Annotated in this window: 12 protein-coding genes; 5 read left to right on the plus strand and 7 right to left on the minus strand. The window is 62.7% G+C overall.

Annotation, left to right across the window (positions count from 1 at the left end):
• Positions 1-49: 49 nt before the first annotated feature.
• Positions 50-1,438 (plus strand): MFS transporter, encoded by a 1,389-nt coding sequence (locus G365_RS0106875; RefSeq protein ID WP_019644773.1) that lies wholly within the window; start codon positions 50-52, stop codon positions 1,436-1,438.
• 57 nt (positions 1,439-1,495) lie between these two features.
• Here the strand turns inward: G365_RS0106875 and G365_RS0106880 are convergent, their stop codons facing one another.
• A complete protein-coding gene (locus G365_RS0106880; protein WP_019644774.1) occupies positions 1,496-2,083 on the minus strand; it encodes a UbiX family flavin prenyltransferase in 588 nt (195 codons plus the stop codon).
• Between the two features lie 152 nt (positions 2,084-2,235).
• Between G365_RS0106880 and G365_RS23455 the strand changes: the two genes are divergently transcribed.
• Both G365_RS23455 and G365_RS0106890 read left to right on the plus strand, forming a co-directional pair.
• Positions 2,236-2,403, plus strand: a complete 168-nt coding sequence (locus tag G365_RS23455) for a YdcH family protein (RefSeq protein ID WP_019644775.1) — start codon at positions 2,236-2,238, stop codon at positions 2,401-2,403.
• Between the two features lie 953 nt (positions 2,404-3,356).
• Positions 3,357-5,270: a propionyl-CoA synthetase gene (locus tag G365_RS0106890; RefSeq protein WP_019644776.1), complete on the plus strand. Its 1,914-nt coding sequence runs from the start codon at positions 3,357-3,359 to the stop codon at positions 5,268-5,270.
• A gap of 498 nt (positions 5,271-5,768) precedes the next feature.
• Here G365_RS0106890 and G365_RS0106895 read toward each other — a convergent pair whose 3' ends face one another.
• On the minus strand, positions 5,769-6,104 hold the full coding sequence (locus G365_RS0106895; protein ID WP_019644777.1) for a hypothetical protein: 336 nt from the start codon (positions 6,102-6,104) through the stop codon (positions 5,769-5,771).
• 367 nt (positions 6,105-6,471) lie between these two features.
• On the opposite strand from G365_RS0106895, the gene G365_RS0106900 reads away from it, so the two are divergent.
• Positions 6,472-7,704, plus strand: a complete 1,233-nt coding sequence (locus G365_RS0106900) for a threonine ammonia-lyase (protein WP_211217668.1) — start codon at positions 6,472-6,474, stop codon at positions 7,702-7,704.
• Positions 7,705-7,788: 84 nt separating this feature from the next.
• Here the strand turns inward: G365_RS0106900 and G365_RS0106905 are convergent, their stop codons facing one another.
• The 3 genes from G365_RS0106905 to pspA form a co-directional block, all read right to left on the minus strand.
• Positions 7,789-8,343 carry a PspC domain-containing protein gene (locus tag G365_RS0106905; protein WP_019644779.1) on the minus strand — a complete coding sequence of 185 codons (555 nt, stop codon included), beginning with the start codon at positions 8,341-8,343 and terminating at the stop codon, positions 7,789-7,791.
• A gap of 1 nt (position 8,344) precedes the next feature.
• Positions 8,345-8,578: an envelope stress response membrane protein PspB gene (gene pspB, locus G365_RS0106910; RefSeq protein WP_019644780.1), complete on the minus strand. Its 234-nt coding sequence runs from the start codon at positions 8,576-8,578 to the stop codon at positions 8,345-8,347.
• Between the two features lie 122 nt (positions 8,579-8,700).
• Positions 8,701-9,360: a phage shock protein PspA gene (gene pspA, locus G365_RS0106915; protein WP_019644781.1), complete on the minus strand. Its 660-nt coding sequence runs from the start codon at positions 9,358-9,360 to the stop codon at positions 8,701-8,703.
• 206 nt (positions 9,361-9,566) lie between these two features.
• Between pspA and pspF the strand changes: the two genes are divergently transcribed.
• Entirely contained in the window at positions 9,567-10,586 is a 1,020-nt protein-coding gene (gene pspF, locus G365_RS0106920; protein WP_019644782.1) for a phage shock protein operon transcriptional activator, read from the plus strand.
• 50 nt (positions 10,587-10,636) lie between these two features.
• On the opposite strand, the gene G365_RS0106925 is transcribed toward pspF, so the two are convergent.
• Both G365_RS0106925 and G365_RS20650 read right to left on the minus strand, forming a co-directional pair.
• Positions 10,637-11,098, minus strand: coding sequence for a GNAT family N-acetyltransferase (locus G365_RS0106925; RefSeq protein WP_026345162.1), 462 nt, complete (start codon positions 11,096-11,098; stop codon positions 10,637-10,639).
• 162 nt (positions 11,099-11,260) lie between these two features.
• Complete coding sequence (locus tag G365_RS20650; RefSeq protein ID WP_019644784.1) at positions 11,261-12,199, minus strand: substrate-binding periplasmic protein; 939 nt, start codon at positions 12,197-12,199, stop codon at positions 11,261-11,263.
• Positions 12,200-12,292: the final 93 nt, after the last annotated feature.

Here is a 12,292-nt window from a genome sequence, read left to right on the forward strand (position 1 = left end):
AACAGACAAGACGTATTGTCCCGCACCTCTCCATTCCGGGATTTTTACGATGCCAATCGCCAAAGACCGTCTGCCAATTCTGTATCTGGTGCTGGCCAGCTATCTGATGCTGGTGATTGATGTCTCAATCGTCATCACCGGCCTGCCGCGGATACAGGACAGTCTCGGGTTTTCCGCAGCGGGACTGTCGTGGGTTCACAGTGCGTATACCCTGACGTTCGGGGGGTTTCTGCTGATTGGGGCGCGGGCCGGTGATCTGCTGGGGCGGCGGCGGATTTTCATCACAGGATTATGGATTTTTACGCTGACATCGGTGGTGATTGCATTGGCACCGACAGCGGGGGTCATGGTGGCCGGGCGGGCGGTGCAGGGGCTGGGCGCGGCTATTCTGGCTCCGGCGACGCTGGCCCTGCTGACGGTCCATTTTCCCGAGGGGGCAGAGCGGACACAGGCCTTAAGTCTGTATGGCGCAACTGCGGGGGTCGCAGCCAGCATCGGTCTGGTTCTGGGCGGGCTTCTGGCTGACTGGGTTTCGTGGCGGGCCGGTTTCTTTCTCAACCTCCCGGTCGGGCTGGCCCTGATCGCCGGGGCGCGGCGGTATGTGGCGGAAACGGACCGCCATCGCGGGCAGTTCGATCTGCCGGGCGCTGTGTGTTCAACGCTGGGGATGGGGGGGCTGGTTTTTGGGCTGGTACACGCGGCAGAGGCTGGCTGGATGCAGAGCCTGACGATTGCTGCACTGGCATCCGGGGTGCTGCTGCTGTCGGTGCTGCTGTGGCACGAGCGGCGGGCGGCCCAGCCCATCATGCCGTTGGCGCTGTTTGCCGACCGCAGCCGGAGCGGGGCGCTGCTGGCCCGGATGTTTTATCTGGGGGCGATGGTGGGATTCTGGTTTTTCACCAGCCAGTTTTTACAGGGGAGTCTGGGCTTCAGCGCTTCGGCAACCGGGATCAGCTTTCTGCTGACGGCAGTTCCCCAGTTTGCAGCGGCGATGGTGGTGCCACGGATCAGCCGCCGTTTTGGGTCGTGGCCGGTGCTGTTGGCGGGCATGGGGCTGACGCTGATGGCAATGGCAGGAATGATGATGGCAGTCAGCGCCGATGCCGGTATCTGGAGTATTGCTGCCCCGATGGTTGGGCTGGGGATCGGGCAGGGGCTGACGCTGAGCCCGCTGACCGTGGTGAGCGTGGCAGGGGTGCCGGCAGAACGGGCCGGTGCCGCCTCCGGGTTGGTCAATGCGGCACACCAGCTGGGCGGAACATTGGGGCTGGCGGTGCTGGTGGTGGTGTTTTCTCATGCGCTGCCGCCGGAAGCGACGGGACACACGGCGCTGGCGCAGCGGATCGGCGCGGTCTTTGCGGCGGGAACGGTGCTGTTGATGCTGGCGACGGGGGTGATCGGGATACTGGTCCTGCTCCGCCGGACCGGGCGGGGATAGGGCGTGAGTACATGGGGTGGGTTTCCTGATGCCTGAAGGGGGGAAGCAAAAGGCGGGTCAGCGGCGGTTGGGGCCGCAGTCTTCCCCCCAGCGGGGGAAGGCGTCGGTATCAATGTCAAACAGGTCAAGCACCCGCCCGATGCCCTGATCGACAATCTCATCCAGACTTTTCGGGCGGGTATAGAAGGCCGGGGCAGGCGGGGCGATGACGCCGCCCATTTCCGTCACGGCGGTCATATTGCGCAGATGGCCGAGGTGCAGTGGGGTCTCGCGGACCATCAGCACCAGACGGCGGCGCTCCTTCAGGGTGACATCGGCGGCGCGGGTCAGCAGATTGGCCCCGGTGCCGGTGGCAATTTCCGCCAGTGCCCGCACGCTGCACGGGGCGACGATCATGCCCATGGTGCGGAAACTGCCTGAGGACGGCGGCGCGGCCAGATCATCCACCCGGTGCACCACGTCAGCCAGCGCATGGACATCCGCCACCTTCAGGTCCGATTCGTATGCCAGGGTAATCTCTGCCGTCTTGGTCATCACCAGATGGCTTTCAATGCCAAGGGTGCGTAAAACCTGAAGAATTCTGATTCCGTACACCACACCCGTGGCACCGCTGATGCCAACGACAAGACGCTTGGGGGCCGTCATGGACTGTCCTTCCGTTCAAGGGGGCTCCCCGCCGTCTGGGGTCCGCCGGAAAAAAGCCAGCAGACACAGAACCTTCATAAAAAGGCTGGCGGACTCAAAAAAAACGCGTACTATTACACTGTGTCCTAGAGGCAATAAAGGGAGAAAATGCAATGAGCCTTGATGCTCGGATTGAGTCCCTGCGTACCAAACATGCCCAACTGGATAGCGCGCTGGAAATGGAGAAGCGCCGTCCGCAGCCGGACGCGAAAGCGATCGCTGATATGAAGCGTCAGAAGCTTCGGATTAAGGACGAAATCCAACGCATCACGATGCATTGACGGTCCGCTGTTTTCTGAACCAAAGCAGATCTGATCGTACCGTACCGCAACAGCTTCCAGAGGTCAGAGATGGCCTGCGGTGTCCCTCTTAAGGGGCTTGTCCGCCACGGTTGATCTTTAAACACGATCACCACGGGGGTCGCGTAACCGCCAAGGATGATGGCTTGGGGGCCGAAGACGGGAACGGGTTCCGTAGATCGCCGGAGGGACTGCCGGATATATATCCGCTGACCTGTGGCGCTGATGCTGAACAATCGCTTTATGTTGGACACAACACCGGCACGTCACGCCGGGCACTATTCCCTGTAAAGGATAAGTCTGTGTCGCCGTTGACTGCCGCCAGAGATGGAGACGGTAATTCTGACGTTCCCTTACACACCTGCGTTGACTGCAGCGTGTGGTCGCCGTGCCGATTGACAGAGGTGGCCGTTGACCGCAGCCGCTGCACCGACCAAAGGTTCTGAACCCAGATCTCGTCAGAGGGGCCCCGCTGGATTAGCGTACCAGCGGGGCTTTTGGTTTTTGGGGGTGGGGTACCCCTGCCGGAAGGGGCAGGCTGCATGGGGGCCACGAGTCTCTGGCGCTTGCGAAGGAATGGCATCAGTGCCAGCGGGGGCATAGGAATTTTCAGCCTGCCCGACCTTTTGAAATTTGCGATTTAATTCAAAATTCTAAGTCATATTTCCGCAGGGGAATGCAGCTTTTGCGAAGTTGCGAAGTCGGCCATTTGCATTTTCTGAAAATTTCCGCACACTGCGCAGGCGGATACCGGAATGACTGACCCGACCGGGTAGGTTTTCCCCACCCTTTCCCGGCGAAACCGGCTGCGGAAAGACGGAAGGCCCCCGGAACAACAACAGCGGGCATCTCCGGCCAGAGAAGAACAGATCAACACCCGCATCCGGCTGCCTGACACTGCGGCCGTGTGACGGATAAGCGGAGGGTTTGCGGCCATGACTTCAGCATATGCCAGCGCGTACGAGCGGTCCCTGAAAGATCCCGAAGGGTATTGGGGCGAGGCTGCCCGGCAGATCGACTGGATCAAACCGGCGGATAAGGTTCTCGATGACAGCGCCGCGCCGCTGTACCGCTGGTTTACCGGCGGGGTGCTGAACACCTGCCATAATGCGCTCGACCGTCACGTGGCCGCGGGCCGGGCGGATCAGGCGGCGATTATCTATGACAGCCCGATCACCGGGGCCAAGCGCACCATCACCTATGCTGACCTGCTCGATCAGGTGTCGCGCTTTGCCGGGGTGCTGACCCGGCAAGGGGTGGAAAAGGGCGACCGCGTCATCATTTACATGCCGATGATCCCGGAAGCGCTGGTGGCCATGCTGGCCTGCGCCCGCATCGGTGCCGTGCATTCGGTGGTGTTCGGCGGGTTTGCCCCGCATGAGCTGGCGACCCGTATTGACGATGCCACCCCGAAGGCGCTGGTCTGTGCCTCCTGCGGGCTGGAGCCGGGCCGGATCGTCCGGTACAAGCCGAACATTGACGCGGCGATTGACGCCGCCAGCCACAAGATTCCCAGCGTGGTGGTGTTCCAGCGGGAGCAGGAAACCGCCAGCCTGATCGCCGGGCGTGATGTTGACTGGGCTGCTGAAATGGCCGTGGCAGAACCGCAGGCCTGTGTGCCGGTGGCGGCCACCGATCCGCTGTATATTCTGTACACCTCCGGCACCACCGGCCAGCCGAAAGGCGTGGTGCGCGACAATGGCGGTCATGCGGTTGCCCTGCGCCAGACCATGACCACCCTGTATGACGTGGAGCCGGGCGACGTCTTCTGGGCGGCGTCTGATGTGGGCTGGGTGGTCGGCCATTCCTACATCTGCTATGCGCCGCTGCTTGCCGGTTGCACCACTGTGGTGTTTGAGGGCAAGCCGGTCGGCACCCCGGATGCCGGAACGTTCTGGCGGGTGATCGAGGAGCATAAGGTGCGGGTGCTGTTCACTGCCCCCACCGCGTTCCGGGCAATCCGCCGCGAGGACCCCAACGGCGAGCTGGTGCGCAAGTATGACCGTTCCAGCCTCAAATACCTGTTCCTCGCCGGGGAGCGGTCGGACCCGGAAACCCTGAAGTGGGCGGAAGAGCAGCTGAAGGTGCCGGTGATCGACCACTGGTGGCAGACTGAAACCGGCTGGGCGATCTGCGGCAACCCGATGGGGCTGGAGAAGTTTCCCGTCAAACACGGCTCTCCGACTAAGGCGATGCCGGGGTGGGACGTGCAGGTGCTGGATGAAGGGCGTCATCAGGTCGAGCCGGGCCAGATCGGGGCGCTGGTGTGTAAGCTGCCGCTGCCCCCCGGCGCGCTGCCGACCCTGTGGAATGCGGAAGAGCGCTTCCGCAAGAGCTATCTCAACGAGTTCCCCGGTTATTATCAGACCGGCGACGCCGGGTTTGTTGATGATGACGGCTATGTCTACGTCATGACCCGTACCGACGACGTGATCAACGTTGCCGGGCATCGCCTGTCCACCGGGGCGATGGAAGAGGTGCTGGCCAAACACCCGGATGTGGCGGAATGCGCGGTGATCGGTGTCGCCGATGACCTGAAGGGGCAGGTGCCGCTGGGCTTTGTCTGCCTGAAGGTCGGCGTTGACCGTGAGAGCGATCAGATCGTTAAGGAACTGGTCAGGCTGGTCCGTGACGAAATCGGCCCGGTGGCGGCCTTCAAGCAGGCTGTGGTGGTCAAGCGTCTGCCCAAGACCCGGTCCGGTAAAATTCTGCGTGGCACCATGCAGAAGATTGCCGATCATCAGGACTACAAGATGCCCGCCACGATCGACGACCCGGATATCCTGCCGGAAATTGAAGAGGCGCTGGAAGAGATCGGTCTGGCCGGAAAGCGCCCTGAGACCGTGTAATCTGAGACCGTGTAACCTGAAACTGTATAACCCGTCAGGGAAAGCACACGCAGAACAGGAAGCCTGTGGGGATACCCCCGCAGGCTTCTCGCCCGTGCCGGGTCTTTCCGCCGCTTCAGAAAAAGAAGGCAGAAAAAAGAAGGCGGCCGTTTCTGGCCGCCTGAAGGTGAGGGTGTGTGCGGATGAAGAACCGGATACCGCCGCCGGAAAACCGGCATCGGATACCCGGGATGGGAGGTGCGATCCGAGACCCCGACGTCCTCCACAAAAGTCGGGGGCGGGACCCTTGGCCGTCTGTCGGCAGCGTTTGCACGGCGCTGACAGGGCTTTCGGGTCACTCGTTGCGTTCTGTCCCGTCCAGAAACGCCTGATCACATTGCCATGATTTGACGGTCAGGGGAAGCCTGCTCAACGGGGGATTCCGCATTTCGCGAAGATTATCATCCCGGTATGTGAAAAAGGCCACAGCCCTGCCGGACGGGGCAGTGCGGGCGACGGTCAGCTCTCCTGTACGTACCACAGGCTCATGCCATACCAGTTGGCATTGCCGTATCCGTCGGGCGGCGTGCCGTGATGCAGGGTCATGCCAGCCTCTTCCGCCCGGGCTCTGGCGACGGTGACGCCGTCATCGGCAAAGGCTGCCCACAGGGCATCCCCCTGATTGATGGTCTGAATGTCATTCCAGCGGGCGATCACCGCTGCCGGGTCGTGTTCCCCGTTGGTGCGGAAATAGTCGCGGATCTCCTCTTCCAGAGTATCCAGCGTGCGGATATAGCTTTCGATCTCCCCTTTCCAGGTGGCGATCTTGTCAGCGTCACAGGCGTCAAAAAACATGAGACTCCCCTTTCCGGTGGCGGTGGGCCTGTTTCCTCTGTGGGTGGACTGCGGCTCTTGGTGTGGCCGCATGGGGCTAATATGACACATAAAAATGGCAAGTGAGACTCATAAATGTATCGGTAATTTTGTTGCGTGTTTATGGCTAAAGAATGATTTATGGCCGTTTCTCAAGGCGATTTGCCGATCTGAAGGCAGATGTATGAGGATGTATATGCTTCTTTATTTCTGATTATGATCAGAAAAATGTGTCGCGTTAAACAGTTGGAAGGGCCAGCGGTTCCCGGCATGATGTTGACCCCGCTTTTCCGGGCGGGGGCCCCGTTGCCCGTGTGGCCGGGGTGCTGTCTTGCAGGAGACCCAGTTCGTGACTTTGCCTACGCTGGAGGATATCCGCGCTGCCGCCGCCCGCATCCATGATGCGGTGGAGCGGACGTGGACGACCGAGTCCCTGACACTCGGCCGTGTCACCGGGGCGCGCATCGTGCTGAAGTTTGAGAATTTGCAGTTCACCGCCTCCTTCAAGGAGCGCGGGGCTCTCAACAAGCTGATGTCCCTGACGGCGGAAGAACGAATGCGCGGCGTGATCGCGGTGTCGGCGGGCAACCATGCGCAGGGGGTGGCTTACAACGCCAGCCGCCTCGGCATTCCCGCCACCATCGTCATGCCGAAGTCGACCCCGTTCGTGAAGGTGGAGAATACCGCCGTCTTCGGGGCTGAGGTGGTGCTGGAAGGGGCTAATTTCTCTGAAGCCAGCGAGTACGCCTCTCAACTGCAGAAAGAGCGGAATCTGGTGTTCGTCCATCCCTACGACGATCCTTACGTGGTCGCCGGTCAGGGGACCATCGCGCTGGAAATGCTGGAAGATACTCCGCTGCCGCTGGATATCGTCGTTGTCCCGATCGGGGGCGGCGGCATGATTTCCGGCATGGCGACGGCCATCAAGGCGCTGGCTCCGCATATCCGCGTGGTCGGGGTGCAGGCGGCGCTGTATCCGGGCATGGACCGTGTCATCCGTGGCGAACCCCCGGCAGGTGGGGGCGATACCATTGCCGAAGGGATCGCGGTGAAAGAGCCGGGGCACCTGACCCGGCAGATTGTTGCCAAAACCGTTGATGAGATCCTGACGGTTGATGAAGATGCGCTGGAAACGGCGATCACCCATCTGCTGTCGATCGAAAAAACGGTGGTGGAAGGGGCCGGGGCGGCGGCGCTGGCGGCGGTGCTGGCCCACCCGGATAAGTTCAACGGCAAGACTGTCGGCGTGGTGCTGTCCGGTGGCAACATCGACCAGCGTCTGCTGGCCGGGGTCATCATGCGCCATCAGGTGCGGTCGGGCCGTATGGGCCGCCTGCGCATTGCGCTGATGGATATGCCGGGGCAGCTTGCCAAGGTCACCGCCCTGATCGGCCAGTTGGGCGGCAACATTATTGATGTATCGCACCAGCGTATTTTCAGCTCGCTGCCCGCCAAGGATACGACGCTGGAAGTGGCGCTGGAAACCATCGATGCCCGCCGCATGGGCCTGCTGATTGCCGGTCTGCGGGATGCCGGGTATGTGGTGGAGGTGCTGGACGGGCCGTTGCGCGGCCAGCCGTGACCGGCGTGCCGCCATACGGGTAGCGCCCACCGGCGTCATAAGCATAAAAACCCCCGGAGCAATCCGGGGGTTTTTTTATTGGCATCAGCCGCGCGGGCTGTCTTTGGCGCCCAGATCACGGAAGGCGCGCTTCAGGTCAAAATCCGGGCTGCTGACCTCGCGTTCCATTGATCCGGTCCGGCGCTCCAGATCGTCGAACTTGCGGCGCAGATCGGCGAAGCGCAGGTCGGGCGGAATGTCATGGGTCGCCTGCTGTGGCTGCGCCGTGGCGGTCACGGTTTCCGCGCTGTCGCCGTAATCATCCAGCACAAAGCCAAGGATGACATACAGCGGCACCAGAAACCACAGCATCCCCATCGGGATGGCGGCGATGATGAACAGCACCCGTGCCGTGGTCGGGGTGATGCCAAGGCGGCGGGCAAGCCCGGCGCAGACGCCCATCAGCTTGCCGTTGGCCTTGTCGGTTTTCAGGCCGCCGATGCTTCTGCTGTGGCCTGTACGATGGAAAGGCGAGCGGTGCATGGACTGCTCCAGTCTGTCAAAGGCATCGCGCAGGGGGCTGGCGGTGCCGCAGCGGTGGCGGCGGCCCGGCCTGCTGCCGGATGCAAAGCCGCCGGGGCGGCAGGTGTGAAAGGCCATGTTATCGGGTCCTCCAGCCGGGGGCCTCCCGGTCCAGGATCTGTTCCAGCACGGTGATGCGGTCTTCCAGACGGCGGGCGGTCTCGGCCATGCGGGCCAGATCGCTGCCGGTGACCGCATCGGCGCGGGCGGCTGCTTTGCTCTTGTGGCGGTAGTGCTGAATGATCCACAGCGGCGCAACCACCGCCATGAACAGGATCAGCGGAACCTTCAGGAAAGCGAGCATTTCAACCATGATCCGTCTCTACCGGGTAAGGAAGGGGGGAGGGGCGGGCCATCCCGCAGGCGCGGGGCGCGTGCCGGCCCGTATGACCGGGCCAGTGTAGCATTATGGTCCCGCCCTGTGACAGGGACGGATCAGCGGCCCAGCTTGCGCTTCAGGGCTGCCAGTTCGTCCTCGACCGCGGAAGAGGCCTCCAGTTCGGCGAATTCCCCGGCCAGATCCTTGCCACGGCCCAGATCATAGGCATCGGCCTTGCCTTCCAGCTCGGCAATACGGCGTTCGATGCTGTCATAGCGGCCAAGGGCGGCATCAATCCGGCCATCATACAGGGTCTGGCGCACCTGCACCCGGCGGCTGGCAGTGTTCATGCGGATTTCCAGCGCCTTCTGGCGGGTCTTCGCTTCTTCCAGACGCTTCTGCAGATTGCCGAGGTCTTCGTCAAACTTGGCGATGGCTTCATTGACACCGGCCAGTTCCGCTTCCAGCAGGGCGATGTCTTCGCCAAGTTTCTGGCGGGCCATCAGGGCACCGCGGGCCAGATCCTCGCGGTCACGGCTGAGGGCGAATTCGGCCTTCTGGTTCCAGTCTTCCTGCGCGCGGCGGTGGTCGGCGACCCGGCGTTCCAGATCCTTGCGGTCGGCAAGGGCCTTGACGGCGGAAGAGCGCACTTCAATCAGCGTGTCTTCCATTTCCTGAATCACCAGCCGGATCATCTTTTCCGGGTCTTCGGCGCGGTCGAGCAGGGCAGAAATGTTGGCGTTCAGGATGTCGCCGAGGCGGGAGAAAATACCCATGATGCTACTCCTGTAGGCAGTGGGGGGAACGGTTGGTTTGCCTCTCTCTTATCAAGACCCGTGCCAGACTGAGGTTTCATTGTTTTTCAAAGCGTTGTCTGCTGGGTGTTCAGAGAGGATTCAGCTGTTTGGCGGATAATGGTGGCGGTTTTCGCCAGAGTGTCGGAAACTGTCACCCCGGATCTATCCCCGCAGGAGTCTGACTGATGCGCGCCCCGTTATCCGCCCCGATCGGTGAAGATCCGGCCTTTCTGGCCATGCTCGACAAAGTGCGGCGGCTGGCCCCGCTCAACCGCCCGGTGCTGGTGGTGGGGGAGCGTGGCGTGGGGAAGGAACTGGCGTCGGAACGCCTGCATTATCTGTCCGGGCGGTGGGATGGGCCGGTGGTGAAGGTCAACTGCGCCGCCCTGCCGGAAACACTGCTGGAAAGCGAGCTGTTCGGCCACGAGGCCGGGGCCTTCACCGGGGCACAGAAGCGCCGGGCCGGGCGGTTTGAGCGGGCCCACCGGGGGACGCTGATCCTTGATGAAATCGCCTCTGCCTCGTTACAGGTGCAGGAAAAACTGCTGCGGGCGATTGAATACGGCGATTTTGAGCGGGTCGGCGGGGTCGAGCAGGTGTCGGTCGATGTGCGGGTGATTGCCTGTGCCAACGTTGATCTTCCGGCGCTGGCCCGGCAGGGCCGGTTCCGGGCGGATCTGCTCGACCGGCTGGCGTTTGATGTGGTGACGGTGCCTGCCCTGCGGCAGCGCCCGGAAGATATTCCCGTACTGGCGCATCATTTTGCCCTGCGGATGACGCAGGAACTGGGGCGGTCGGTGTTTGCCGGTTTTGATCCGGCGGTGCTGGCGCTGCTGCGGGGGCACCCGTGGCCGGGCAATGTGCGCGAGCTTAAAAACGTGGTGGAACGGGCCGTCTATCAAACACCGGAAGAGCAGCCGGTGGCGGCGGTGGTGTTTGACCCCTTCGCCGCCGAAGGCCGCCCGGGGGAGACGCTGGGCGATCCGCCCCCGGCGGAAGCGGACCCGGCAGGAACAGTGCCGCAACCGGCCCCGGCAGCGCCCGCCGGGCCGCTGCCGTTCACCGATGCGGTGGCGGCCTATGAACGGCAGTTGCTGGAAGCTGCGCTGCGGGCCTGTGACAATCAGCAGACCAAGGGGGCGGAGTGGCTGGGGCTGGGGTATCACCAGTTCCGGCGGCTGCTGAAAAAGCACGGGGTCGGTTAAGGCCCGCCAGCCCCCTTGGCGCAGACCCTTCCGGCCTGTGTTGGCCCGCTTTAAAGCGGGGGGAGGGTTTTGCGGTAGACCAGAAAGCCGGACCGGTCGGCAATCCTGTCGTAAAGTTTCATCGCGGTCAGGTTGGTTTCGTGGGTTTGCCAATAAACACGCCCGGCCCCGGCAGCGGCGGCCTGTCTGTACACTTCGTGTATCAGGGCTGTGCCGATCCCGGTCCCGCGCGCGGCCTCAAGGGTGAACAGATCCTGTAAGTAACAGGTCGGGCCGATGCTTATGGTGCTGCGATGATACAGATAATGCACCAGACCGATCAGCGTTCCGTCCTGTTCTGCGACAAGGGCGTGCATCGGTTCGGCGTCATCGAAAAAGCGTTGCCACGTCATCGCGGTGATGTCTGCGGGCAGGGCGCTGGGTCCGGAGCGACCATAAAATGTGTTGTAACCAGTCCACAGAGGAAGCCACTGGGCGTAATCCTCGGGTTTTACGGGACGGATCAAAGGCATTGGCGGACACTCTTGTGCGGCGGCATCACGCGGCGGGAAGGGCTGGAGTTCAGTCTACCGGGGTGGGGCGACCGTAAAAGAGAGTTTCTTCATTTGTGAGAATTATTAAGACAGATCCCCTGAAGGTCAGCCGGATTGCGCGTCGTTCTCGGCTGATGACCGCTAAAAAGCCCCATCCCGCAGCGGGGCGTTACCCCGGAAGTCAGCCCCCGGCGGCAGGCCGGGGAAGGGCAGCCACAGGGCCTGATCCTGCACCGGGGTTTCTTTCGGCAGCATCGGATTGGTCAGCAGCAGCACCCGGCTGTCGTTGAACCGGGTGAGCGGAAAGACACCCTGCGTCACCGGATGGCTCTCCCAGAAGCGGCGCAGGCTGCCGTCATGGGCCATCGCGGTCAGCCCGGCAGTCAGGCGCTGCGCCAGCGCCCCATTGTTCGGCCCGGTAAAGAAATACATCGGGTAGCGGTAGGCGATCACCAGCCGGTCATAGGCAACGACGGTGCCGGGCGGCTGGCCCGCGACCTCGGCGTAGACTTCCTGCAGGCCCCGGGGGAAGTAATCGCACCGTCCGGCCTTCAGCATGTCATACATCAGCCGGAAGTGATTGATACGGGCCACGGTCAGGCCGTTTGCTTCCAGAATATCACTGTCCGGCCACTGGTCCCCCTGACAGGCGGTCAGTCCGCGCAGATCATTAAGGCCGGTGATGCGGTCAAAATCAGCGACGCGGTCGGCCCGGATCACCGGAACCCGCAGACCGAGCATGCCCCCGGTCAGCGGAACCCGCACCGCCAACAGCCGCTGTTCCCGCGTTGGGTTGGTGCCGACCCAGTAAACATCCAGTCCGCCGGTTTCAAGATCGCGCAGGATCCGTTCCTGCGCCGGGCTGCTGGCGGTTATTTCCACCCGGGCGGGGCCATCGGTGGCGGCAGTGCGCGCCAGCACCTGCGCCAGAAGATCAGCGAAAAAGCGGTGGCTGGTATCCGCCGCGCTGCCAGCGGCAGGGATACGGACGACGGTTTCCGCTGATACCGGGGGCAGCCAGAGCAGCAGGCCGCTGAGGGCCACCGCCGCAAGCCCGGTAAGCCGGTGGAGGATGCGCATCTGGGGCCTCCCGGAAAGATCAGTACGGCCCTTCAGTATGCCAGAGCAGCGGGAGAGACGGGACAAAAGAAAACCGCCCCGCGCCAAAGCGGC

The sequence above is a fragment of the Novispirillum itersonii subsp. itersonii ATCC 12639 genome, from assembly GCF_000381985.1.
In the GTDB taxonomy this organism is placed as follows: Bacteria; Pseudomonadota; Alphaproteobacteria; order Rhodospirillales; family Rhodospirillaceae; genus Novispirillum; species Novispirillum itersonii.